Raw genomic sequence first — 24,814 nt, forward strand, 5'->3', positions numbered from 1 at the left:
GCAATCGCTCTGTGCCTGTTCTTCCACGCGAATGAATTGCGTCAGATGGCGCCAACCTCAATTTTCGATCTGTCCCTGAAACGCGAGAGGCGGAAGGGTGTCGGATCGACGATTGCCGTGTCGCCCCCGACCAGATCCGCCGCCAGATGGCCAATGCCAGGGCCGGCGCCGAAGCCGTGTCCGGAACAACCTGCGGCGACAAACACTCCGCCGATACTGTCCACCGGTGAAATCGCGGGTATGGCGTCCGGGGTGGAGTCGACATATCCACCCCAAGCAGACGTGACGCCGGCCTCGGCAACGGCGGGGAGCAGGGCTCTTATCCGCGCCATTATGGCAGCCGTCATCCGAGTGTCCGGAGCAGGATCGAGTACGCGAATGCGTTCGAAGGGGGTCGGCCTATCGAGACGCCAGCGACCGAGTGTTTCCGGACCCTGGAAAAACGAGCGGCCTATGCCGATCTCGACGGCCTTCCGTCGTTTCAGGAACATCGGCAGAAACGGGCGGGCATAGCGGATGCTCTGCGGCGTAAGCTCGAGCGTCGCTCTGCCGCTGACGGCTATGGTGTAGCTGCCATCGATCCGGCGCGTCAGGGCGCAATCAGAAGTATAGATTGCGCCTCCAAAATCGGGTGCAGGACCGGTCCGCAAGGCGGTCTGACGGACACTAGCCTGCGGCAGGGAAACCGCATGCATGCGCAGAAAAGCAGAAGCCCAGGCGCCGGCGGCACATAGCACCCTATTGGTGCGGATAAGGCCTTTCTCGGTGACGACGCCGCTTACTTGGCGATTGGTGATATCCAGGCCGCGCGCCGCGCAGTTCTGATGAATGGTCGCGCCATATTTGCGCGCGCCCTCGGCTATCCGAGGAGCGGCGAGCCAGGGCTCAGCCTTGCCGTCGTCCACCGCGTGGACACCGCCCAGCCATTTGCGGCCGTCGGCCGCTGGAACAGCGGCGGCGGCCTCGCTGGCGGTCAGCATTCGGGTATTGACGTCAAACCTTCGGGCAACCTCGCGCCAACGTTCCCATTCACCGAGCTGCTTTGGATCAGCGGTTGCATAGAGGAGCCCGCAACGGCGAAAGCCAAGGTCATGCCCGATCTCTACGGTCAGCTCTTCCCATAGGCGCAACGCCAGATTGGCAAGCGGCAATTCACGTTCATCCCGGTTCTGCCGACGGCACCAGCCCCAGTTCCGGCTCGACTGTTCGCAGCCGACATATCCCTTTTCGACAAGCGCTACCGATAGACCGCGCCGTGCCAAGAAATAGGCCGCGCTGGCGCCAACAATCCCGCCCCCGATGATGACGACATCTGATGACGTGGGTAGAGTTTCATCGCTGCTGATGTGGTGGATTAAAGGGGACATGGCGGCCTCGAGGTGAATGATAGCCGGCAGTATCAAGAAAAGGGTGCGGCAGAATGCACTGGTTGCAGCGGATTCGCCGTATTTTGCATCGAATATCGTCGGTCGGAAAGTGACGGCGACTTTGAGCCGGCAGGCGCGTCAGAGCATGCCTAATCTGCGTGCCCGACAATGCCCTTGATCTCGGTGAATTCCTGCAATCCGAACTTCCCGTATTCGCGGCCGTTGCCGGACTGCTTATAGCCGCCGAACGGAGCTGCGCTATCCCATGCGGATTGATTGAGGCGCACGATGCCGGTGCGAAGCCGACGGGCGAGCGTCCGCGCCTCCTGCGGGGTCGCCTTGGATATAGGCGGCGAGACCGCAAGGTGTGTCGTTGGCGATCGCGACAGCATCGTCCTCGGTGTCGTAGCCGATGATCGACAGTACGGGGCCAAAAATCTCCTCCCGTGCGATGGTCATCGAATTCTTCACGCACGCAAATACCGTCGGACGCACGTAATAGCCCGCGTTCAGATTGGATGGGCGCCCGGGACCGCCGGCCACCAATTCGGCGCCCTCGGCAATGCCTTTCTCGATCAGCGCCTGGATCTTAACGAATTGGGCAGCGCTCGCCACCGGACCAAGATCAGTGCCCGGGTCATGAGGCGGTCCGACCGTCAGCGATGCTGCCGCCCTTGCTGCGATGGCACTCGCTTCATCCATGCGCTCGGCCGGCACCAGCATCCGGGTCGGCGCATTGCATGACTGTCCGGAATTGGCGAAGCACCGGCGCAGGCAATGTCCCTCCGGCCGAGCCGAAATCAAAAGTCGGCCACTTTGCCCCAGGCGGATGTCCCGAAACGGTCCGGATGATAGGGCCGGGGATCGACGATCGGCTCATCGCCTGTGGCGATATCGGCAATCAGATGACCGGCGCCCGGCCCGATGCCGAAGCCGTGGCCACTGAAGCCCGCAGCAAGGATGAAGCCGGGAAGGGAGGCGATCTCGCCGATCCCCGGCACGCCGTCGGGTGTGCTGTCGATATAGCCCGCCCAGGCCGCGCTGATGCCGGTTTTCTTCAAGGCGGGTAGAAGCTCGAGCGCGCGCGCATGCGTCAGGCGGATGGTCGCCTGATTGATCGCGGGGTCGAGGATGCGCATGCGCTCCATCGGCGTCGGCCTGTCGAGCCGCCAGCGTGCAAGAGACTCGTGGCCGGAACGAAACCCCTCCAAGCCGCCGGGCGCGAGACTGCGCCATCGCCGGGCGAACATCGGCAGAAACTCTCGGGCGAAGCGGAACTGCTGCGCGGTCGGATCGACGCGGCCGCGGCCGCTGATCGCCAGCGTGTAGCCGCCATCGCTGCGCCGCGTAACGGAGACCGCAGACGTGTGGAGTGCGTCCGGCAGCCCGCTTGCCCCAGGCGAAACGGAAAGGATCGATGAACGGATCGATGCCTGCGGAAATCGAATGCCGAGCTGGCGGCAGAAGGTAGAGGCCCAGGCGCCGCCGGCCAGGATCGCGATTTTTGTCCGGATCGTGCCGTGCTCGGTGATGACGCCGGCGATCCTGCCGCCTTCGATGTCGATGCCGCGGGCCGCACAGGATTGATGCACCGTGCCGCCGAGCTTCAGGATCGCCCGCGCGACGGCGGGCGCGGCGCGTGCCGGATCGGCGGTGCCGTCGGTCGGCGAAAACACCCCGCCCTTCCACGAGGCGCCGGTGGCGCGCCCGCGTTCGGTTGCCTCTGCACCGCTCAGCATATGCGTCGTGACGCCGACCGAACGCGCGAAGTCGCGCCAGCGTGCCCAGCCGGCCAGTTCCTCGTCGCTATTGCTGAGATAGAAGAGGCCGCAGCGGCGAAAACCGGTATCCTCCCCAGTCTCGGCAGCGAAGCGCTCCCACAGATCGAGGCTCTTCGTCGACATCGGCAGTTCCCGGGCGTCGCGGTTCTGCTGCCGGCACCAGCCCCAGTTGCGGCTCGATTGCTCCGCCCCGACAAGGCCTTTCTCGACGAGGGCAACCTTCAATCCGCGCCGGGCAAGATAATAGGCCGCGAAAATGCCGACGATACCGCCGCCGATCACCACAGCATCGGCGGCAACGGGCAGCTCCGCCGTGGTATCGACGCGATCGAGCGGTGCAGGCATGGTGTCGTCTCCGTTTCATACTCTAGAGCGGTTCAGCCTTTCGCCGAAGCGCAGAACCTCTCTAACATTTTGTTTTTACCTGATTTCCGGTGGAACGTTGCCGGACAAACGATCGCGACGGCGACCCTCATTGCCGACAATAGGCCCGCACCAGTTCAGGATCCTGCTGGAGACCGTCGAGCCAGGCCGGATCAAGCGTCGGTACTGAGGAGAAGAGCAGCTGCGAATAGGGATGCGTCGGCGCCTTCACCGTCGAGGGCGTGATTTCCTCGACCTTCCGGCCGCCATACATCACCACGATCTCGTCGCAGATCGCCTCTACCACAGAGAGGTCATGGCTGATGAAGATGTAGGAGAGACCGAGTTCCCGCTGCAATTCCTTGAGCAGGTCGATGACCGCGGCGGCAACCACCGTGTCGAGCGCCGAGGTAATCTCGTCGCAGAGGATCAGCTTCGGATCGGCGGCGAGCGCCCGGGCGAAATTGACGCGCTGCTTCTGCCCGCCCGAGAGTTCTCCCGGCCGGCGATGGCGCAGGCTGCGGGGCAGGCGCACCATGTCGAGAAGTTGATCGATCCGGGCATTTCGCGCCTGCCGATCCATACGATGGTAGAAAACCAGGGGCCTGGCGAGAATGTCCTCGACCGATTTTGCCGGGTTGAGAGCGGTATCGGCATATTGAAAGACGATCTGCATCTCGCGCAACTGGTCGCGCGAACGCTCGCGAGCGCTGCGGCGCAGCTCCGTGCCGTCGAAGACGATCTTGCCGATTGCCGCCGGCAGGATGCCGGCGATGGTGCGGGCGAGTGTTGACTTGCCGCACCCGGATTCGCCGATGATGCCGAGATTTCGCCCTTTCTCCACCTTCAGGCTGACGTGCTCGACCGCGCGAACGAGGGGCAGGCCGTCGGCCTGGCGCTGTCCATAACCCGCGACAAGATCTTCGATCTTCAGAAGCGGCGCGGTCGCACTTGCTGCCAGTCCTGCCGCGCCGCGCGATTTCGGTTCAAAGGCCGCGAGCAGCTCTCTGGTATAGGGATGCTTCGCATTGTTGAGGATTTCATTGGTGGTGCCGGTTTCCTGGGCCTCCCCGCCTTTCAACACGACGATGCGGTCGGCGATCTGCGCGACGACGGCGAGGTCGTGCGAGACATAGACGCCTGATATGCCGCCCTTCTTCATGACCGATTTGAAAGCGCGCAGCACTTCGATCTGGGTCGTCACGTCGAGCGCCGTCGTCGGCTCGTCGAAGATGACGAGGGTGGGGTCGCCGATCAGCGCCATGGCCGCCGCCAGGCGCTGCAGCTGGCCGCCGGAAACCTGATGCGGGTAACGGCTGCCGATCGTCTCGGGTTCCGGCAGCGACAGTGCTCGGAAGAGTTCGACCGCCCGGGCACCCGCCTCCTCCGGCGACATCAGCTTATGGATACGGGTGACTTCGATCACCTGGTCCATGATCGTTGTGGCCGGGTTGAAGGCGGCTGCGGCTGATTGCGGGACATAGGCGACTTCGGTGCCGCGCACCTTGGCGCGCTGCTTCTCGGTGAGCGTGACCATGTCCTTGCCGCCGACCGAAACGCTGCCGCCTGTGATGCGGCAGCCCGCACGGGTATGGCCCATCAGGGTCAGGGCGATGGTTGTCTTGCCTGAGCCGCTCTCGCCGATCAGCGCGACGATCTCGCCCTCGGCAACGTCGAGGCTGACACCCTTGATGATCTCGACACGCCGGCCGGAATCGGTAGTGGCCTCGATCTTCAGGTCGCGGATTTCAATGAAATTGCTCATGACACGCTCCGGTCGCGAATCTTCTGCGGCAGGTTGTCTATCAGCAGGTTGACGCTGATCGTCAGGCTGGCAATCGCAAGCGAGGGAAACATCACCGCCGGCGCGCCGAACGGCAGCCCGCCGATATTTTCGCGCACCAGGGCACCCCAGTCGGCATAGGGCGGCTGTACGCCAAGGCCGAGGAAGGAAAGCCCGGATAGGAGCAGAACGATGAAGACGAACCGGATGCCGAGGTCGGCAAGCACGGGGCCGACAATGTTGGGCAGGATTTCCGAGCGAATGAGATAGAGAGTGCTTTCGCCGCGGATGCGCGCCACCGTGATGAAATCCATCGCATTGATGTTGACGGCCAGCGCCCGGGCGAAGCGGTAGGCGCCGGGGATGTAGATCACCGACAGCGTCAGGACCAGAACCGGGACCGATGAGCCGACGGCGGCAACGACCACCAGGCCGAACAGCTTGCTCGGGATCGAATTGAGGGCGTCGAGGAAGCGGCTGAGGATCGTGTCCAGCCAGCCGCCGGCGACCGCTGCGATCATGCCGAGCACGACACCGCTGAAGCAGGCAATCGTCACCGCCGCCAGCGAGATGCCGACCGTGTACCGCGCGCCCATCAGAATCCGCGATAGCATGTCGCGGCCGAGATAATCAGAGCCGAGCCAGAGTTCCCGACTCATCGGGCCGAAATAGTCGAGATCGACAATTTCGCCGACGGGATAGGGGATGATCAACGGCGCGAAGATCGCGACGAGCGCCCAGGAGAGGATGACGGCAAGCCCGATCGCTCCGACGATGTTGAATCGATAGCCAAACGAGGTTCCGGACAGCCGGCCGGACGTGGTTTCGGAACTGCTCATGGTCATCGGAGCCTCGGATTGGAAAGGATGGCGATGATATCGGCGATGGTGATCAGGAGTAGATAGCCCAGGCAGAAGATCATCGCGCAGCTCTGGATCAGCGGCAGGTCGCGGGTGGCGACCGCATCCAGCATCAGCTTGGCGATGCCGGGATAATTGAAAATCGTCTCGACGATGATGACGCCTCCGAGCAGATAGGACAGGGAAAGTGCAACAGCATTAACGATCGGGCCTAGCGCATTGGGCAGTGCATGGCGAAAGACGATGCGTGGCCGGGAGGCGCCCTTGAGCAAGGCCATTTCGACATAGGGTGTGTTGAGCGTCTCTATGACAGCCGCGCGCGTCATGCGGATCATCTGCGCCGAGACGACGAAGGTGAGCGTGATCACCGGCATCGCGTAGACACGCAACATGTCGGCCAGGCTATGGATTTCATTGGCGAAAGACAGCGCCGGCAGCCATTTCAGATAGACGGCGAAGATCAGCGCGGCGGAGGTCGCGACCATGAACTCCGGCACGGAGATGACGCCGATGGTGATCACGGTGACGATCCGGTCGTAAAGCGTGCCGCGCAGCATCGCGGCGGTAATCCCGAGCGTCAGCGCAATCGGCACGGAGAAGAGCGCGGTGACGCCGGCGAGTTTCAGCGTGTTGACGAAGCGGCCGGCAATAAGGTCGGCGATCGGCATCTGGTTGGCATAGGACGTGCCAAGGTCGCCCTGCAGTAGTCCGACGGACCAGCGCAGGAAACGAAAGAGTGCCGGCTCGTCGAGATGCATGGCCTTGCGAAGACCTTCAACGGCTTCCGGCGTGGCGGCCTGGCCGAGCAGGATCGTCGCCGTGTCTCCGGGCAGGAGCGTTGTCGCAAAGAAGACGGCGAAGGAGACGATCACCAGGGTGATCAGGGCGATGAGCAATCTGCTCAGCACAAGGGATAAGACCTGGTTGTTCACGCGCGGCTCCCTTTTGGCGTTCGAGTTGAGTCTAAAGCAATACAAGTGGAAGAACCGGGGCCTGCAGCCCCGGCTCCCGGTGCTTTATCAGGCTTCGAGCCAGACATATTCGGCAAATGCGTATCCCATCTGGCCGCCAAGCGGGCTGGGCTCCAAACCCTTAAGCTTGGCGGTGGTGGCATCGACATTCGAAATATAGGCCGGAATGATAGTGCCGGCTTCCTGAGCGACCATAGCCTGCATCTCGTTGTAGATCGACTTGCGCTTCTCCTGGTCGAGTGAACCGCGCGCCTCGATCAGCATCTTGTCGAACTTCTCCGACTTGTAGTGGCTTTCGTTCCACGGGGCGTCCGAGCTGTAGAGTAGGGAAAACAGGATGTCAGGGGTCGGCCGCGGGTTGATATTGCCGAAGTGGATCGGCGCTTTGAGCCAGTAATTGTCCCAGTATCCATCGGAAGGTACCCTCTGGACGTCGAGCTTCATACCGATTTCAGCGCCGGCGGCCTGAATGATCATGGCCATGTCGATCGACGAGTTCGCCGCATCAGAGGCGATGATGGGAATCGATTGGCCGAGAACACCGGCTTTTTCGAAGTGGAACTTCGCCTTCTCGGGATCGAAGTCCCGCGGCTTCAGGTTCGGGTCATGAAAGAAGTTCGCCGGTGAAATGGGTTGGTCGTTGCCAACCTCTCCAAGTCCGCGCAGCGCCGACTTGACGATCTGCTCGCGGTTGACGAGAGACTTCATGCCTTCGATGAAGTCCCGCTTGTTGCCGGGCTCCATATCCAGCCGCATATTGAGGTTGGTATAGCTGCCGGAAGTCGTCTTCGACAATGTAAACCCATCGCCCTGAGCCTCGACGAGGCGCATGGAGCGCGGATTGATCGTGGCTGCGAGGTGGATGTCGCCGGCAAGCAGGGCGTTGACGCGGGCGTTGTCGTCGCTGATCGCGAAATATTCGAAGGAATCGACGTTCGGGCCCGATTTCCAATAGTTCTTGTTCTTGATGCCGACCGAGCGCACGCCGGGCTCGAAGACCTCCTTGACGAAAGCGCCGGTGCCGTTCGCCTTTGAAAAGTCGGTCGTGCCGTCGGCAACGATCATGAAATGATGCAGAGACAGGATGGTCGGTAAGTCCGCGTTTGCATCGGCAAGGGTAATCTCGACGGTCTGCTTGTCGACGGCCTTGAAGCCGGTCATCTGGGCAGCGATCTTGGCGACCTTCGAGCCGACCGCGGGGTCGAGATGGCGCTTCAGCGAGAAGACCACGTCGTCTGATGTCAGCGGCTTGCCGTCGTGAAATGTGACGCCGCTCTTCAGCTTTACGGTCCAGGTCTTCGCATCCTTGGACTCGATCGCGTCGGCAAGCTCCATCTGCGGCTTGCCGCTCTGGTCGAGGATGGTCAGGCGGTTATAGAAAGAGCAGCACCGGACATAATCGGTGGAGAGCGACGCCTTGGCGGGGTCGAGCGTATCGGCCGTGGAGGATGACCAGCCGGCTGCCTTGAGCGAACCGCCGGAAACCGGCGTCGCCGCAAGCGCCTTGCCGGCGCGGCCGAGCACGAGCCCGCCGGCAGACATGGCTACGCCGCCCGCCAGCATCATATGCAGCAACTCGCGACGGGTCGCGCCACGACGGATGGCGGTTTCGATCATGGCATCGTCGGAGCTGGTCCAATTGGTAATCTTGCTGTTCATCTCATTCCCCTTTTCTTCTGTGGCGGTTTTAAAGTCAGGCGCGTGCAGCAGCCACGGCATCCGTAAGGCCTGCCATGGACGTGAAATGGAAATCGGGTTTGGTGAACTCGACCGGCTCGATCGTGCCGCCGTAACCCTTCTGGGCATGTCGCCGCTCGATCCAGCAATTGGCCAGCCCGAGTTCCCTGGAAATCCCGATATCGTGGTACTGGCTCTGGGCGACATGCAGGATGTCGTCCTTCGAATGGCCTTGCGCGGCAACGTAGGCAAAGACCTTCTGGAAGAATGCGGGATCGGGTTTTTCGGTGCCCGTATCGTCGGCCGTGAAGGCGGCATAAAAGGGATTGCCGAGTTCCTTCTCGAACAAATCGAATGCCCAGCGGCGGGCATTGGTCATCGCGACAAGGCGGTAATCCTTGGCAAGTCTGGCCAGTGCTGCGGCGCTGTCTGCAAAACCCTTCCAGTTCTTCGCCGAGTCACGCAGCCGTTCGCCATATTTCTGATCGGCGGGCAGACCGAGCTTCGGCGCGATCGCGAGGTAGACGCGCACGAGGTCGTCGGGAAAGAGGCCGGCATCCTCGGCGTAGCGGGCTGCGCGGTAGAGGCTCAGCGCCTGCTCGCCGTCGACGGTAATTCCCGCCTCGGCGGCGATCTCGGCGAGGCAGGTCTTGAGGCCGCTCTCGAAGTCGATGAGCGTGCCGACGACATCGAATGTCATATATTTGAATTCCGGAAGGCTCTTGCTCACGTGAATTCCCCAGTGTTCGGCTCCCAGTGGGAGCACGGTGTCTCGAAGAAGAATATTCTGTTCCCGCAGGCGAGATCGTTTTCCCGCTCTTCTGTGGAAGGCCTCGCATTTGCCGGGATCCGAGCCCTTCAGTGATCGTAGTGTGTCACCTGCACCGCGCCGGATTCTCCTGAAAGGCGTCATATGGCGGCACAAAATACCGAATCTGACCGTTTCGCGATATTCTGAGGCTTGCATCGCCCACGCGCCGGTTGGTGTTGTTCATGTTTTGTTCGAAGTGGGCGCTCGCGCGCTCGATGATAATACCTGCCGTTTCGGGGCCGCGCGAGGCGGCGCATGGCAAGGACGCCATCGTCGAAGGCGGGGAATGAAGAAGTCAAAGGCCGCGTGTTCAAGCGCCGTGCTGGCGGGGGATCGGCGGTGCCGGCGGGTTCCGTTTCCGCCGGCACCTCTGCCAAGCTGGCGATAGGTCAGTGCATCATCGCCAGCGCTGCCGCAAAGAAATCCTCGCCTCCGAAGTTGCCTGACTTCAAAGCCAGAAGCATGTCGCCCTGGGCATTGCCGACCGTGCGCAGCACCGGCACGCCGGCCGCAATCTCGGGCCCGATCAGAAATGCCGGAATAGCAAGCCTGTCGACCGCTGCGCCCGACGTTTCCCCGCCTGCAACCACGAGGCGCCGGACGCCTCTTGCCACCAGTTCGGCGGCGATGATCGAGGTTGCAGTCTCGATCGCGTGGCCGGACGCCTCCCGCCCATGAAGGGATTGCAGCCGGGCCACGGTTTCGGGGGCAGCGCTTGCGGCGACCACGATGGGGCCGGCGGCGATGCGGTCTCCAGCCCAGGAAATCGCCGCGGCGATCTCATCCGGGCCGGCAAGCAGCCGTTCCGGGTCAAGCCGCAGGACCGGCATCGACCGTTCGGCGACCTCGAGCTGGCGCAGCGTTGCCTTGGAGCAACTGCCGGCAACGATCGCGGAAAGCCCGCCGACCGGGCGAATGGCATCGGCCGGCGCCGCCCCGCCGGACGATATCCGACCGGAGCGGACGAGCGCGCGGGCAAGGCCGAGACCGAGCCCGGATGCGCCGGTGGATACCGGTGTTTCCAATGCGATCTCGCCGAGCGTTTCAAGATCCCGCTCGAAAATCGCATCGGCGATGGCAGCGGTAACGCCGGCCGCGCGCAGGGCCTCGAGCCTCGCTTTGACGGCGCCGGGGCCGGCCGCGATGGCCGTGAGATCGACCAGCCCTACGGCGCCATGCGATTGCCGGGCGAGAACCCGCACGAGATTGGCATCGTGCATCGGATTGAGCGGGTGGTCCTTGAGCGGGCTTTCGTTCAACGGCTGTCCGCCGACGAAGAGATGGCCAAGATAGACGGTGCGACCCGTTTCCGGGAAGGCTGGGGTAACCAGCACGATCCCGCCGCCCGCAGCGTGGCTCAATGCTTCGGTGACCGGTCCGATATTGCCGGCATCGGTGGAATCGAAGGTCGAACAGATCTTGTAGAGCACGTGGCTCGCGCCCCGCCGGCGCAGCCATCGTTCGGCGCTGGTTGCAGCCGTTACGGCGTCCATCGCCGGGACGGAGCGGATCTTCAGGGAAACGACGACGGCGTCGACGTCGGGCAGCGCCAGCGACGGATCGGGGATGCCGACCGTCTGCACCGTGCGCAGGCCGTTCTTCGTTAGCGTGTTGGCGAGGTCGGACGCGCCCGTATAGTCGTCAGCGATTGATCCGAGCAAAATGGCCATTGTCTAGCTCCGTGCAAAAGGTCTGAACCAGCCGAGGCCGTCCAGTGTGTGGCCGCGCGGGACGTATTCGCAGCCGATGAACCCGTCGTAACCCAGGCGGTCGATTTCGCCGAACAGATAGGGATAGTTCAGTTCTTCCCCGTCCGGCTCGTTGCGGGACGGCACGCTGGCGATCTGGATATGGCCGGTGACCGGCAGCAGGCGCCGCAACGCCATCGTGACGTCGCCATGGATGATCTGGCGATGATAGATGTCGAACTGGAGTTTCAGGTTGGGCAGGCCGCATTCGGCAATCAGACTTTCGGCGGCGCCGAAGTCGTTGAGGAAATATCCCGGCATGTTCCGGCCGTTGATCGGCTCGAGCACGAGATCGATGCCTTTGTCCGCAAGCCGCCCGGCGGCATAAGTAACGGAGCGCCGATAAGAGGCGGCGGCGGCTTCGTCACGAGGGTCGGCGATGCCCGCCATCAGGTGCAACCGCCTGACGCCGGTCGCCGCCGCATAGTCGAGTGCCCGCTCGACATCCGCCTTCAGCGCATCGAACCGTGCGGGAAGGGCTGCGATGCCGCGCTCGCCTGCCGCCCAGTCGCCCGGCGGCAGGTTGAACAAGGCCTGCTGCAGATTGTTGCGGGCAAGCCGTTCGGCGATTGCCTCCGGCGCAGCTTCGTAGGGAAAGAGGTATTCGACGGCGGCAAAGCCGGCATCGGCTGCGGCGTCGAAGCGGTCGAGGAATGGCCATTCGTTGAACATCATCGTCAGGTTGGCGGCGAAAACCGGCATGGCTAGCGTTCCTCTTTGTTGGAACCGGGCAATTCCGCGCCGGAAAGCTGCGCATAGAGCCGCGCGAGCGAGGAATCGTCATCACGGCCCATGCCGGCGCCGGCGGCGGCCAGATACATTTGCAGCGCCGCTGCCGCGAGCGGCACCGGATAACGCTCGGAGCGGGCCATGTCCTGGACGATGCCGAGATCCTTGACGAAAATCTCGATGCTGCTGAGCGGCGTATAGTCTCCGGCCAGCACATGCGGCACGCGGTTTTCGAACATCCACGAATTGCCGGCTGAGGCGGTGATCACCTCATAGACTTTGTCGAGGTCGAGGCCCTGCTTAGCAGCAAATGTTATGGCCTCGCAGGCGGCCGCGATGTGCACGCCGGCGAGAAGCTGGTTGATCATCTTGAAGGCCGCGCCTGCTCCGGCGGCGTTGCCGAGCTCGTACACCTTGCCGGCCATGGCGTCGAGACCCGGACGGGCGGCGTCGAAAGCCTGTCTGGAGCCGGACGCCATGATCGTCAGTTCGCCCAGCGCAGCCTTGGCTGCGCCGCCTGAAATCGGCGCGTCGAGATAATGCAGGCCGAGAGCTTCCACCCTTCGTGCCAGATCGCGGGCAACGGCGGGATCCATGGTTGCCGAGGAGATGAAGACGGCCCCGGGCTTCATCGTGTTCGCGACGCCTTCCGGCCCGAACAACACGGCTTCGGTCTGGGCGCCGTTGACGACGACGGAGACGACGATGTCGGCGTCCTTCGCGGCGGCTGCCAGGGTCGCCGCCCCACGTCCGCCGTCGGCGATGAAGCGATCCACCGCCGCCGGCGTGATGTCATATCCGACGACATTGAGCCTGGCGCGCTTCATCGACCGGGCCATCCCCAGCCCCATGGAACCGAGACCGATGACGGCCGCAACGACGGCAGGGCCTGGATTTTCAGCAAGTGGTGACATCAGGAGGTTCTCCGGTCTCGTGAGAAAAACTCTGTGCCCTCCGGGTGCAGTCCCGGAGGGGCTTTAGAGCGCCGTGCGTCCATAAGACACGCTAAGGACGCTCTAACATTTTGAATTTGCGCATAATCCTTTGCGAAAATCGATTCCGATTTTCGGGGTGATGCGCGCGTTCAGCGATTGACGGTTTTGGCGGGAACCGTCAACACGGCCAGCGAGCCGATGATCAACGCAGCCGCCAGCAGATACATGCCGGCGCTGTTGGTGCCGGTGAAGTCCTTCAGATAGCCTACTAGAAATGGCCCTAGGAAGCCGGCAAGGTTGCCGACCGAGTTGATCCAGGCGATGCCGGCCGCTGCACCCGTGCCGGCAAGAAAAGCTGTCGGGAGCGACCAGAAGAGCGGGGCGCAACTGATGGCGCCTGCGGCGGCGAGCGAAAGGCAGATAATCGAGATCGTCGTGCTGGTCGCCATCGTCGCCGCGACAAAACCACCGGCGGCGATGACGGCCGGGACGACGAGGTGCCACCGGCGTTCGCGCAGCCTGTCGGCCGAGCGCCCGAGGGCCAGCATGACGACGAATGTGCAGATATAGGGAATTGCGGAAATCAGGCCGATATTGAGGTTTCCGCTGACGCCTGAGGCTTTCACGATTGAAGGCATCCAAAAACTCAAGCCGTATTGCCCGAGCACGAAGCAGAAATAGATCAGGCACATCAGCCAGACGCGGCGGTCGGTCAGCGTTGCGGCAATGCTGTGCGGGCTGGTTGTCTTGACCCGGTTCTCCGCTTCGATGTTGTCCGTCAGCACGCGCTTTTCCTCATCGTTCAGCCATTTCGCGTCATGGATCGTATCATCAAGATAGAAGAAGGTCGCGACGCCGAAAAGAATGGCCGGAACGGCTTCGATCAAGAACATCCATTGCCAGCCGGAAAGGCCGTGCGTGCCATGGAAACTGTCCATCAGGAGACCCGAAAGCGGATTGCCGAAAATGGCGGATATCGGGATCGCGGACATGAAGGTAGTGATGATTCTGGCGCGGCGATCGGCCGGATACCACGCTGTGAGATAGAGAATGATGCCGGGAAAAAATCCGGCTTCGGCAACGCCCAGTAGGAAGCGCAGCACATAGAAGACCGTTTCCGATGAGGTGAACATGAAGGCGGCGGAAATGATGCCCCAGGTGACCATGATGCGGGCAATCCACATCCGGGCGCCAACCCTGTTCATGATGACGTTGCTCGGCACCTCGAACAGAAAATAGCCGATGAAGAAAATGCCGGCGCCGATGCCATAGGCAGCTTCCGAGAGGCCGAGCTCGCTCGACATCTGCAGCTTGGCGAAGCCGACATTGACGCGGTCGAGATAGGCAACCACGTAGCACAACATCAAAAACGGCACGATGCGCCAGAACACCTTGGCATAGGCGCGGTCTTCCGCCGTCTGGACGGGATGGGCGCCAACGGGCGGCGCTTGCGTCTGCAGAGTCATGATTTTTCTCCTCCAATTGTTGCCACGGTCTCCTGTCGGTCCTCCCGCAGCACGCCAAGCCATTTTTGGCAGCGCTGCCATTTTCATTAATCTATTTTGGCAGCGCTGCCAACATCAAATTGGTAGCGCTGCCAAAAAATCCTTGCTTCTTGGCGGGAGCAGTGAAAAATGGTGGCAGCGCGGCGGTTGCCGGCGGAGATGCCGGCAGCCATCCCAAAAGAGCTTGGGTTCAAACATACGATGGAATTCAAACAGCAGGTGACGGTAACGCTCGCCGAGGTCGCGGAAGCGGCCGGTGTCGGCGAGAGCACGGTGTCGCGCGTGCTGCGCAATCACGGCTCGTTTTCCGGCAAGACGCGGGAGCGGGTGATGGCTGCCGTCGAGCGGTTGGGCTATGTGCCGAACCGGATCGCCGGGACGCTGGCCTCCACCGGTTCGCGTCTCGTTGCCTTCGTCATTCCCTCGCTGTCCAACATCGTCTTCCCCGATGTGCTGCGCGGAGCCAGCGCCGTCCTGGAGGAAAACCGGTATCAGGCGGTGTTCTCCGTTACCGACTATGATCCGGGCAAGGAGGAAGCGCTCGCTGCTGCAATGCTCGCCTGGCGGCCGGCGGCGGTCATGCTGGCGGGATACGAGCATACCGAGGGAACGGTGAAGATGCTGCGCGCCAGCGGCTGCCGGATCGTGGAACTGCTCGATCTCGACGGAGAGGCGCTCGATCTCGCGGTCGGCTTTTCGAACCGCGCGGCCGGGCGGGAGAGCGCCGCTTTCCTGCTGAAGCGGGGCTATCGCCGGATCGGCTATGTCGGTCACGATCTCAACCGTGATACCCGCGCCGGCAAGCGGTTTTCCAGCTTTTGCGAAACGCTGGCGGCCGGCGGCGCCCCTCTCGTCGCGCGCGAGATTCTCGCCGGCGCTTCATCAGTGGAAAACGGCCGGCTGGGGCTGGAGCGTCTGCTTGCCCGGACGGCGGATCTCGATGCGGTTTATTTTTCCAACGATGATATGGCGCTGGGCGGCTACTTCCACTGTCTGGCCGAAGGGATCGCCATCCCCTCGAAGCTTGCCATTTTCGGCTATAACGGCCTCGATATCGGCCGGGCAATGCCGCAGCCCTTGTCGACCATCCGAACGCCGCGTGTGGCGACAGGGCAGATCGCCGCGCAACTGGTCGTTGCCAACGCGCCGCCCCAGGCCGTCGATCTCGGATTTGAACTGATCGACGGCGCAACCGCGTAATCTTGGAGGAATGTCATGTCCGACGCGCGCCAGCGTGAAGAAATCTGCCGATACGGCCGCTCGCTGTTCGAGCGCGGGCTGACGCCCGGTTCGTCGGGCAACATATCGTTGCGGCTGGAAGACGGCGGCTGGCTGGTGACGCCCACCAACGCCTCGCTCGGTTTTCTCGATCCGGCCCGGATCTCCAGGCTCGATGCCGAAGGCCGGCTGCTCTCCGGCGACAAGCCGACCAAGGAAATTCCGCTGCACACAGCCCTCTACGATACGCGCGGCAGCGCCCGCGCCATCGTCCATCTTCACTCCACCCACGCGGTGGCGCTGACCATGCTGCCGGAGATCGATCCGCGCGCCGTCCTGCCGCCGATGACGCCCTATTATCTGATGCGCGCCGGCGAAACCGCCCTGGTGCCCTATTACCGTCCCGGCGATCCCGATGTGGCCGACGCCATCCGCGGGCTGGCGGGCAAGTATTCGTCGGTGCTTCTGGCCAATCACGGACCCGTCGTCGCCGGCGACAGCCTTGAGGCGGCGGTCTTTGCGACCGAGGAACTGGAGGAAACGGCAAAGCTCTATCTGCTGCTGCGCAACCTCAATCCCCGTTACCTCAGCCCGGGGCAGGTGGCCGATCTGGTCGATACGTTTGGCCTCGACCTTCCTTCGCATCACGATCACGACGACCATTGAACCGCCAAGGTTCAGATTTAGGTCGGGGCGGCCAACCCGCTCACCCCTCGTCGGCATTTGCTCTATTCGAGCGCCGACAGCACCGATGCGGTGATCGCGTCCGTCTTGTCCCTGCCGGGACTTGCACCGATGCCGCGTGCCGTCGTTGCCTCGATTGCGGCCATCACCTTGCCGGCGGCAGCCGCTTCTCCCAGGTGCTCCAGCATCATTGCGCCCGACCAGATGGCGGCGATCGGATTGGCGATGCCGAGATGGGCGATATCCGGCGCGGAACCGTGGACTGGCTCGAACATCGATGGCGCCGAGCGATCGGGATTGATGTTGGCGGAGGCCGCAAAGCCGAGACCACCCTGGATGGCGGCGCCTAGATCTGTCAGGATGTCGCCGAACAGGTTGGAAGCGACGACCACATCGAGGCTCTCCGGCGCCATGACCATGCGGGCGGCCATGGCGTCGATATGATAGCTGGTCACCTCGACATCGGGATATTCAGCGGAAAGCCTTTCGGTGATCTCGTCCCAGAAAACCATCGAATATCTCTGCGCGTTGGACTTTGTCACCGAGGCAAGCTTGCCGCGCCGCGCCCGCGCTTGTTCGAAGCCGAAACGCAGAATGCGCTCGACGCCCTTGCAGGTGAAGATCGAGGTCTCCACGGCCACCTCGCTGTCGGTCCCCTGATGGACGCGGCCGCCGGCGCCGGAATATTCGCCTTCGGTATTTTCACGAATGCAGAGGATGTCGAAATTCTCCGACCGCAAGGGTCCCTGCACACCCGGCAACAGCCGGTGCGGGCGGATATTGGCATATTGCACGAAAGCCTTGCGGATCGGCAGCAGAAGCCCGTGCAGCGACACGGAATCGGGCACTTTGCGAGGCCACCCGACGGCGCCGAGCAGAATGGCATCGAAGGAGCGCAGCGTTTCGATGCCATTGCCGGGCATCATGCTGCCGTTCTCCAGATAGTAGTCGCAGGACCAGGGATAGCTTGTCGTCGCAAGCGAAAATCCGTTTCGTGCTGCCGCCTTTTCGAGCACGGCCTTGGCTGCCTCCGTTACATCGCGGCCGATGCCGTCTCCTGGCAGAAGGGCAATCCTGTAGGTCTTCATGGCAACTCCTCTCTCCGGCTGATCAGCACATTCCTGCTCTGCGGGTTGCGCCGTGCGGCAATGACTGTAGAGGGAGGCTCAGGCTTTATTTGCCGAAAGCGACCGGGATTTGGTCGATTGTTGTGTTTGCACCGGCATCGCCAGTGAATTCTATCGAACGATCTGTTCCGGGCCGGGCAGCGAAGTTTCCGGGCGCACACGCCTGCGGCCGGCGAAAAACGCGCAGGCGGGCGAAGGTTTCAATTCGGCGAGAAAGCGCGGGGATCGGCGGAAATCGATTGGGCGGGATCCTCGGCTGCCGGATTCACGCGCCGGGATAGACGGGCGTGGAGGCAAGAGCCTGTTGGCGTTCGGATTCGGGGCGGAACGAGCGGTATTGCCAGAAACCATCCGGGGATTGCCGCCGATAGACGGTTTCGAGCCAGAACACGGTGTCGTCGATCGGCAAGACCGGATGCCAGGCATACCATTCAGACCAGATCTTTCCGGCCTCGTTGCCCTCCATGGCCATCGCTCAACTCCCCATGCTCGGAGGCATTCATGATTGAAAAGCAGGCCGTGAGGGTTTTCTGCTGTCACCGCTCACGGAACGTTTCTCGTCGTTTGGTAGGCCCCTGACCCCATCATCGGATATTCCACAATAGAGAATAACAAAGAAATATCATTCTTCAATGGAGATTATTTTCCCCACGCTGCGTGAAAATTCCTTGGCTGTATCGTGGAGCGTTTGGGGGCTTGCAAACGGATGAGGATCGACACGCTTCCCCAAAAAGGGCTCTTGCAGCGTCTCTTGAAATTATATCGTAATACGATATATTTAAATGGCACCGATCGTTGAGGAGTGAGCTTTATGGAAAGCCGATTGCATCCCGCATTGCACCGCGCCGCGCCTTATCCCGCCGATGAGGCATTCGAAAATCTCAGGCAGAGGGTTCATGCCTTGCTCGATAGTGGAAAAGCTTGCCGCTGGGAGCTTTTGCGGGCGGAGTGGCGGTATGATGTGGCGCTGCTCACGAATGATTTTCGTCTTTGGATGCAGCATCTCGACAGCGGCTTCGATACCGCCCAATAGGCGAGTGTTCGATCATCGCCGGGCGGCGCATGCGGCGCCGCGTCTGGGAAAGCCGGGTGGCTCAGTTGATCGAACGCAAACCGAGATAGGCCGCCAGGCTGATGGCGGAGAGGGCGATCGTCAGCTTGGGCCTGGCATCGTCGAACATGGCCGCCAGCAACAGGCCGAGCACCAGGATGGCGGATGTCGCCCACAGATTCTGATCTGAGACGGTGAAAGCCAGCGTGCCCAGAAAAACGGCGCTTGCGACGATGGTCACGGGTGCGGACTTCTCGGCAAGATCGCCGCCCGGGAAATACGGCAGGAGAAAGCGCCGCATGCTCAAGCCGGAAGCGATGCTCAGAAGAAGACAGGTCAAGACAAGATGCACCATGAGGTCGTCGCCGATCGATCTGCAGATGGAATTGCAGATGCAAACCCCGTGCCAGCTGCAAACGCTGCAGTTCCCGGCAAGTGGCGGCAACATCGGCCGCCCGTGGCTATTTCCTCGGCGACGCGTTGCTTTTTTCGGCAACTGCTCCCTTTTCGCTTGAGCGGATGAATTATATCGTAATACGACTTGAGTGGCGGCGATGATTTTTGTATGGAGAATTATCCTCCTCTTTAATTCCGGAAACGAGATCTTTCATTGGACCTTTCGTCGATCGAAATATTCCTCGCCGTCGCCGGCGATCGCAGCGTTACCAAGGCTGCCAAGGCCGTCGGGCGGGTGCCGTCGAATGTGACGACGCGCATCCGGCAGCTGGAGGAGGATCTCGGTGTTGCCCTCTTCAGCCGTGACGGCAAGAAGATGACGTTGACGCGGGAGGGCGAGACGTTTCTGACCTACGCCAACCGCCTGCTGGCGCTCGCGCTCGAAGCGCGCCAGGCCGTGCGGCCTCTCGCTCCGTCAGGGACATTGCGCGTCGGCACGATGGAAAGCGCGGCGGCCAGCCGGCTGCCGGCGGCGCTGACGCAATTCAACCGGATGTGGCCTGAGGTGTCGCTTCATCTGACGATGGGCGCGTCCCGCGATCTCGCCCGCGCCGTTGTGGCCGATGCACTGGATTGTGCGCTGATTGCCCGCCCGCCGAAGACGATGCGCGGGGAGGACGCGGGTTTCGAGGCGGAGCTCAATGCGCTGGAGATGGAGCCGGTCTTTGTCGAAGACCTGTTGATCGTGCTGCCATCAGGGCATCCCGCGGTCAAATCCGCTGCCGATCTGCGTGTCGGGTCGATTGCCGCTTTGGAACCCGGCTGCACCTATCGCCGGATCGCCGAAAACTGGGCGCGCAAATCGAGTACCCTGCCGACGAGTGAGCATGGCTCCTATCATGCGATCCTGGCGAGCGTTGCGACCGGCAACACCGCAGGCGTGATGCCGAGATCCGTTCTCGACCTCATGCCCTGGCCGACATCGGTCCAGACCCATCCGCTCGGGCTGGTGGAGACGCTGCTGGTCTACCGCAAGGATGATCGCCCCAGCGCTTTCAACGCCTTCCACGAAGTCCTCAGCGCGACAAAAGGCAGGGATGTCAGGCTGGCGACAAACTAGCCCGCCCATCTTCCTTCCTCAGCCCGCCGGATAATCCTCGCTTCAAATTGGTCTTCTCATGCAATCTCCCGTTTCCCCGAAGGTGGGGCCGAGCCGCTTCCGTCGCTTCCGGTTGTTTTCACCGATCCTGGCCGGAGCGACCTTGCGAGAGCGGTTGATCGCATGCCTCGGCGCTTTGCTGGCCATTGGCCTCACCGGCGTCATCAGCGGCTATCTGTTCGGCCAGGGGCCACATCTTCCCCTGATCGTCGCGCCGATGGGGGCATCCGCGGTGCTGCTTTTCGCGGTGCCGGCAAGCCCGCTTGCGCAGCCTTGGTCGATCATCGGCGGCAACACGATTTCCGCCCTGATGGGAATCATTGCCGCCTACTTCATCCGCGATCCGATCATCGCGACCGGCGTCGGCGTATCGCTGGCCATCGGTGCGATGTCCTTCACGCGGTGCCTTCATCCGCCGGGAGGCGCCGCAGCACTGACCGCCGTGCTCGGCGGTCCTGTCGTTGCCGGCTGGGGGTTTCTCTTTCCCTTCGTGCCGGTCGCCCTGAACTCCTGCATCCTCGTCGGCCTTGGTCTGCTGTTCCACAAGCTTTCCAAGCGGAATTATCCGCACCTCGTTCCGAAGCCGGCGGAGAACACCCATCAGACGATCGATCTGCCATCGGCCGTGCGGGTGGGCTTTCGCGAGGAGGATGTCGATGCCGCTCTCGCGGCGCTCGACGAAACCTTCGATATCGACCGCGCCGACCTCGGCCGGCTGCTGCAGCAGGTCGAGCTGCAAGCCGCCATCCGCTCGAACGACAAGATCAGCTGTGCAGATATCATGTCGCGTGACGTCATCGCCATCGGCGAAGCTGCGGAACCGGCTGCGGCGCGGCATCTTCTCCTGAAGCACAATATTCGGACGCTGCCGGTGAAGGATCCGGAGGACCGCCTTATCGGCACCGTCGGCTTGCGGGAATTGTCCGAAGGCACGGAGACCATCGCGCACGCGATCTCGAGACCGGCGGTAGCGAGGTCTTCTGATGCGGCTTTGTCGTTATTGCCCGTTCTGACCGACGGCCGTACGCATGCCGTCATCATTGTCGATGACGACTACAGGATCCTCGGGCTGATATCGCAGACCGATCTCTTGAGCGCGGTGGCGCGGCTGCTGCCGAACGACAGCGCTCCGATCTCGGGCCGTGGCCTGAATGGCGGCGTAAAGCTGCTGTCATTGGGCAGCGCAGTTGGAGAATAGGCGGTGTTGATCGAGCGTGACCCGAACGGGGATTTTATCCTGGAATCGTCCGAACTGGCGGAACGGTTCGGATTGTCGCTGGCCGACCTTCGCCGCCATATGCGCCATGGCTCTTTCGTCAGCTCCGTGGAAATCGGCAGGGCTGAGCACGAGGGGACGAAACGGGTGTCGCTTCGGCTCGGCAACAGGCTTTGGCAAGCCGTTCTGAACGATAAGAATGAAGTTCAGCACGAGCAGATGACCGTTCTTCGGGGGAGATCCTCCGGACAGCACCCGCGCTGACTCCTGCGCAATTCAGAGCGCCTTTTCCAGTTCCGGCAGGGCCTCGAACAGATCGGCGACGAGGCCGTAGTCGGCGACCTGGAAGATCGGCGCCTCCTCGTCCTTGTTGATGGCGACGATCACCTTACTGTCCTTCATGCCGGCCAGGTGCTGGATGGCGCCTGAGATGCCGGCGGCGATATAGAGCTGCGGCGCCACCACCTTGCCGGTCTGGCCGACCTGCCAGTCGTTCGGCGCATAACCGGCATCGACCGCCGCACGGGATGCACCGACGGCAGCGCCGAGCTTGTCGGCAAGCGGCAGGATGACCTCCCTGAACTTCTCGGCAGAACCGAGCGCCCGGCCGCCGGAGAGGATGATCTTCGCCGAGGTCAGTTCCGGACGGTCGGAGGCCGACAGCGCATCGCCGACGAAACGCGACAGACCCGGATTGGAGATTGCCGGGATTGCCTCCACCGTTGCCGAGCCGCCTGTCGCGGCGGAAGCAAACGAGGCGGTGCGCACGGTGATGACCTTCCTGGTATCGCTTGCCTGCACCGTCTGGATGGCATTGCCGGCATAGATCGGCCGCTTGAAGGTATCGGATGAGATCACTTCGATGATCTCCGAGACCTGGGCGACATCGAGCAGGGCGGCGACGCGCGGCAGCACGTTCTTGCCGACCGAGGTGGCGGCCGAGAGGATGGTGTCGTAGGCACCGGCGAGCGAGACGATCAGGTCGGCGAGCGGCTCGGCCAGATTGTTGGCGAGTTCGTCGCTTTCGGCCAGCAGCACCTTCGCCACACCGGCGAGTTTGGCCGCGGCATCGGCCGCCGCCTTGGCGCCCTTGCCGGCGACGAGAACATGAATGTCGGAGCCGATCTGGGTCGCTGCCGTCAGCGCCTTGGCGGTCTGGTCGGAAAGGCTGACATTGTCGTGGTCGGCCAGAAGAAGAATGGTCATGATGGTGTTCTCTCTTTCCTGCCTTAAAGCACGCCGGCTTCGTTCTTCAATTTGTCGACCAGTTCGGCGACCGACTTGACTTTGACGCCGGCCTTGCGGCCCGACGGTTCCTCGGTCTTCAGCACCTTCAGCCGCGGCGTGGTGGAGACACCGAAATCATCAGGGCTCTTCTTGTCGAGCGGCTTCTTCTTCGCCTTCATGATGTTCGGCAGCGAGGCATAACGCGGTTCGTTGAGACGCAGATCCGAGGTGATCACCGCCGGCAGCTTGATCTCGATCGTCTGCAGACCGCCATCGACCTCGCGGGTCACGGTTGCCTTGCCCCCAGAACCTGAGGTTTCGATCTCGATCTTCGAGGCGAAGGTCGCCTGGGCGGTGCCGAGCAGGGCCGCCAGCATCTGGCCGGTCTGGTTCGAATCGTCGTCGATCGCCTGCTTGCCGACGATGATCAATCCCGGCTGTTCGGCATCGGCGACCCCCTTGAGGATCTTGGCGACGGCGAGCGGCTCGACCGCATCGTCGGTCTCGACCAGGATTGCCCGGTCGGCACCCATGGCAAGCGCCGTGCGCAGCGTCTCCTCGGCCTTCGCAGGGCCGATCGACACCACCACCACCTCTTCAGCCTTGCCGGCTTCCTTCAGCCGCAGCGCCTCTTCCACCGAGATCTCGTCGAACGGGTTCATCGACATCTTCACATTGGCAAGCTCGACACCGGAACCATCCGGCTTCACCCGGATCTTCACGTTGTAGTCGACGACGCGCTTGACGGGCACGAGAATCTTCATTTGTATCCCCCTATGCGAGTGTGTAGGCAGTCTTGACCGAGGTGTAGAATTCCGCGGCATATCGGCCCTGTTCGCGGGGGCCGAAGGACGAGCCCTTGCGGCCGCCGAACGGCACGTGGAAGTCGACGCCTGCCGTCGGCAGGTTGACCATCACCATGCCGGCCTCGGCGTTGCGCTTGAAATGCGTCGCATGCTTCAGGCTGGTGGTGGCGATGCCGGAGGAGAGGCCGAAGCTGGTATCGTTGGCGACAGTGAGCGCTTCGTCATAATCCCTGACCCGAATGACGGCGGCGACCGGGCCGAAGATTTCTTCCCGCGCGATCCGCATCTGGTTGGTCGCTTCGGTGAAGAGCGCCGGTTCGAGATAGAAGCCGGGCGTTGCCCGTTCCAGCCTGTTGCCGCCGAAGGCCAGTCTTGCGCCTTCCTTTTGGCCGATGTCGATATAATCGGTATCCTGCTTCAGTTGGCCTTGATCGACGACCGGGCCGATATGCGTTCCGCTCTTGAGAGCGTCATCGACGACGAGAGTCTCGAGACGTTTTGCAAGTGCGGCCACGAAGCGGTCGTGAATGCCTTCGGTGACGATCAGCCGTGAAGATGCCGTGCAGCGCTGGCCGGTGGAGAAGAAGGACGAATTGGCGGCCGCTTCGATGGCGACGTCGAGATCGGCATCGTCGAGGACCACGAAGGGGTTCTTGCCGCCCATTTCCAGCTGGAACTTGCGGTTATGCTCTATCGAGGCAAGCGCGACGCGTTTTCCGGTCGCCGCTGATCCGGTGAAGGTGAGCGCATTGATATCGGGACTGTCGAGCATGGCCTGGCCGACCACGCTGCCGCGTCCCATGACGAGGTTGACGACGCCGGCGGGTGTGCCCGCCCGATGGAGGATTTCGACGAGGGACCAAGCGCAGCCGGGCACGAGATCGGCAGGTTTCAGCACGACCGTATTGCCATAAGCAAGTGCGGGCGCGATCTTCCAGGCAGGAATCGCGATCGGGAAATTCCACGGGGTGATGACCCCGACGACGCCCACCGGTTCGCGCGTGATATCGATGCCGACGCCGGGGCGGACCGATGGCAGCGTTTCTCCCGACAGGCGGAGAACCTCGCCGGCGAAGAAATCGAAAATCTGGCCGGCGCGGGTGACTTCGCCGATTGCCTCGGTCAGGGTCTTGCCCTCCTCGCGGGCAAGCAGGCTTCCAAGCTCCTCCTTGCGCGCCAATATCTCGTCGCCGGTCTTCTTCAGGATGGCATGGCGTGCCAGGATCGGCGACTGCGACCAGACCGGCAAAGCCGACTTTGCGGCCGCGATCGCCGTCCTGACGTCATCTGCGCTGGCGCGGGAGAATTCGCCGACAATGTCATTGGTGTTGGACGGGTTGATGTTCAGCGAGATATCGCCTGCAACCCATTCCCCGGCAATCAGGTTCTTGTGCAGCATG

24 protein-coding genes and 1 pseudogene are annotated in these 24,814 nt (G+C 62.4%); 7 read left to right on the plus strand and 18 right to left on the minus strand.

The features are described 5' to 3' along the window. Positions 1–41: 41 nt before the first annotated feature. The 12 genes and pseudogenes from QMO80_RS22255 to QMO80_RS22310 all read right to left on the minus strand — a co-directional run bounded on the left by QMO80_RS22255 (position 42) and on the right by QMO80_RS22310 (position 14,491). Entirely contained in the window at positions 42–1,367 is a 1,326-nt protein-coding gene (locus tag QMO80_RS22255) for an FAD-binding oxidoreductase (protein ID WP_283200592.1), read from the minus strand. Between the two features lie 149 nt (positions 1,368–1,516). Continuing rightward, positions 1,517–2,141: pseudogene (locus QMO80_RS22260) on the minus strand (aldehyde dehydrogenase family protein); the annotation flags it as partial. A gap of 26 nt (positions 2,142–2,167) precedes the next feature. Further along, entirely contained in the window at positions 2,168–3,493 is a 1,326-nt protein-coding gene (locus tag QMO80_RS22265) for an FAD-binding oxidoreductase (protein ID WP_283200593.1), read from the minus strand. A 127-nt stretch (positions 3,494–3,620) separates the two neighbouring features. Further along, a complete protein-coding gene (locus QMO80_RS22270; protein ID WP_283200594.1) occupies positions 3,621–5,276 on the minus strand; it encodes an ABC transporter ATP-binding protein in 1,656 nt (551 codons plus the stop codon). Next, on the minus strand, positions 5,273–6,139 hold the full coding sequence (locus QMO80_RS22275) for an ABC transporter permease (protein ID WP_283200595.1): 867 nt from the start codon (positions 6,137–6,139) through the stop codon (positions 5,273–5,275). The genes QMO80_RS22270 and QMO80_RS22275 overlap by 4 nt, the downstream gene beginning before the upstream one ends. Next, positions 6,136–7,086 carry an ABC transporter permease gene (locus QMO80_RS22280; RefSeq protein ID WP_283200596.1) on the minus strand — a complete coding sequence of 317 codons (951 nt, stop codon included), beginning with the start codon at positions 7,084–7,086 and terminating at the stop codon, positions 6,136–6,138. The genes QMO80_RS22275 and QMO80_RS22280 overlap by 4 nt, the downstream gene beginning before the upstream one ends. A gap of 87 nt (positions 7,087–7,173) precedes the next feature. Further along, a complete protein-coding gene (locus tag QMO80_RS22285; protein ID WP_283200597.1) occupies positions 7,174–8,784 on the minus strand; it encodes an ABC transporter substrate-binding protein in 1,611 nt (536 codons plus the stop codon). Positions 8,785–8,818: 34 nt separating this feature from the next. Beyond that, complete coding sequence (locus QMO80_RS22290) at positions 8,819–9,532, minus strand: HAD-IA family hydrolase (RefSeq protein ID WP_283200598.1); 714 nt, start codon at positions 9,530–9,532, stop codon at positions 8,819–8,821. Between the two features lie 470 nt (positions 9,533–10,002). Further along, positions 10,003–11,283, minus strand: coding sequence for a 3-oxo-tetronate kinase (otnK, locus tag QMO80_RS22295; RefSeq protein WP_283200599.1), 1,281 nt, complete (start codon positions 11,281–11,283; stop codon positions 10,003–10,005). A gap of 3 nt (positions 11,284–11,286) precedes the next feature. Continuing rightward, positions 11,287–12,063 carry a 2-oxo-tetronate isomerase gene (otnI, locus tag QMO80_RS22300; protein ID WP_283200600.1) on the minus strand — a complete coding sequence of 259 codons (777 nt, stop codon included), beginning with the start codon at positions 12,061–12,063 and terminating at the stop codon, positions 11,287–11,289. A 2-nt stretch (positions 12,064–12,065) separates the two neighbouring features. Next, the gene (gene ltnD / locus QMO80_RS22305) at positions 12,066–13,004 is read right to left on the minus strand and encodes an L-threonate dehydrogenase (RefSeq protein WP_283200601.1); all 939 of its coding nucleotides are present in this window, start codon (positions 13,002–13,004) and stop codon (positions 12,066–12,068) included. A gap of 170 nt (positions 13,005–13,174) precedes the next feature. Then, positions 13,175–14,491, minus strand: coding sequence for an MFS transporter (locus QMO80_RS22310; RefSeq protein WP_283200602.1), 1,317 nt, complete (start codon positions 14,489–14,491; stop codon positions 13,175–13,177). Between the two features lie 240 nt (positions 14,492–14,731). Here QMO80_RS22310 and QMO80_RS22315 point away from each other — a divergent pair, with 240 nt between their 5' ends. Together QMO80_RS22315 and QMO80_RS22320 are read left to right on the plus strand one after the other, a co-directional pair. Then, positions 14,732–15,730 (plus strand): LacI family DNA-binding transcriptional regulator, encoded by a 999-nt coding sequence (locus tag QMO80_RS22315; RefSeq protein WP_283200775.1) that lies wholly within the window; start codon positions 14,732–14,734, stop codon positions 15,728–15,730. A gap of 15 nt (positions 15,731–15,745) precedes the next feature. Further along, complete coding sequence (locus QMO80_RS22320) at positions 15,746–16,414, plus strand: aldolase (protein WP_283200603.1); 669 nt, start codon at positions 15,746–15,748, stop codon at positions 16,412–16,414. Between the two features lie 62 nt (positions 16,415–16,476). Here the strand turns inward: QMO80_RS22320 and QMO80_RS22325 are convergent, their stop codons facing one another. Further along, a complete protein-coding gene (locus tag QMO80_RS22325; RefSeq protein WP_283200604.1) occupies positions 16,477–17,520 on the minus strand; it encodes a tartrate dehydrogenase in 1,044 nt (347 codons plus the stop codon). A gap of 304 nt (positions 17,521–17,824) precedes the next feature. Further along, entirely contained in the window at positions 17,825–18,031 is a 207-nt protein-coding gene (locus QMO80_RS22330) for a hypothetical protein (protein WP_283200605.1), read from the minus strand. Positions 18,032–18,370: 339 nt separating this feature from the next. Here QMO80_RS22330 and QMO80_RS22335 point away from each other — a divergent pair, with 339 nt between their 5' ends. After that, positions 18,371–18,592 carry a hypothetical protein gene (locus tag QMO80_RS22335; RefSeq protein ID WP_283200606.1) on the plus strand — a complete coding sequence of 74 codons (222 nt, stop codon included), beginning with the start codon at positions 18,371–18,373 and terminating at the stop codon, positions 18,590–18,592. 61 nt (positions 18,593–18,653) lie between these two features. On the opposite strand, the gene QMO80_RS22340 is transcribed toward QMO80_RS22335, so the two are convergent. Then, positions 18,654–18,965: a hypothetical protein gene (locus tag QMO80_RS22340; RefSeq protein WP_283200776.1), complete on the minus strand. Its 312-nt coding sequence runs from the start codon at positions 18,963–18,965 to the stop codon at positions 18,654–18,656. Here QMO80_RS22340 and QMO80_RS22345 point away from each other — a divergent pair. The 4 genes from QMO80_RS22345 (at position 18,910) to QMO80_RS22360 (ending at position 21,645) form a co-directional block, all read left to right on the plus strand. Beyond that, a complete protein-coding gene (locus QMO80_RS22345; RefSeq protein ID WP_283200799.1) occupies positions 18,910–19,125 on the plus strand; it encodes a hypothetical protein in 216 nt (71 codons plus the stop codon). The genes QMO80_RS22340 and QMO80_RS22345 overlap by 56 nt on opposite strands. Positions 19,126–19,220: 95 nt before the next feature. Continuing rightward, positions 19,221–20,126 (plus strand): LysR substrate-binding domain-containing protein, encoded by a 906-nt coding sequence (locus tag QMO80_RS22350; protein WP_283200607.1) that lies wholly within the window; start codon positions 19,221–19,223, stop codon positions 20,124–20,126. Positions 20,127–20,184: 58 nt separating this feature from the next. Further along, on the plus strand, positions 20,185–21,363 hold the full coding sequence (locus tag QMO80_RS22355) for an HPP family protein (protein ID WP_283200608.1): 1,179 nt from the start codon (positions 20,185–20,187) through the stop codon (positions 21,361–21,363). Between the two features lie 3 nt (positions 21,364–21,366). Next, positions 21,367–21,645 (plus strand): DUF6522 family protein, encoded by a 279-nt coding sequence (locus QMO80_RS22360; protein ID WP_283200609.1) that lies wholly within the window; start codon positions 21,367–21,369, stop codon positions 21,643–21,645. 12 nt (positions 21,646–21,657) lie between these two features. On the opposite strand, the gene QMO80_RS22365 is transcribed toward QMO80_RS22360, so the two are convergent. The 3 genes from QMO80_RS22365 to QMO80_RS22375 are packed head-to-tail and all read right to left on the minus strand — an operon-like array spanning position 21,658 to position 24,813. Continuing rightward, the gene (locus QMO80_RS22365; protein WP_283200610.1) at positions 21,658–22,587 is read right to left on the minus strand and encodes an electron transfer flavoprotein subunit alpha/FixB family protein; all 930 of its coding nucleotides are present in this window, start codon (positions 22,585–22,587) and stop codon (positions 21,658–21,660) included. Positions 22,588–22,610: 23 nt separating this feature from the next. Then, on the minus strand, positions 22,611–23,372 hold the full coding sequence (locus QMO80_RS22370; protein ID WP_283200611.1) for an electron transfer flavoprotein subunit beta/FixA family protein: 762 nt from the start codon (positions 23,370–23,372) through the stop codon (positions 22,611–22,613). A gap of 10 nt (positions 23,373–23,382) precedes the next feature. Next, positions 23,383–24,813 carry an aldehyde dehydrogenase family protein gene (locus QMO80_RS22375; protein WP_283200612.1) on the minus strand — a complete coding sequence of 477 codons (1,431 nt, stop codon included), beginning with the start codon at positions 24,811–24,813 and terminating at the stop codon, positions 23,383–23,385. Position 24,814: the final 1 nt, after the last annotated feature.

Origin of the sequence: Rhizobium sp. BT03, from assembly GCF_030053155.1 — a bacterium.
GTDB lineage: Bacteria > Pseudomonadota > Alphaproteobacteria > Rhizobiales > Rhizobiaceae > Rhizobium.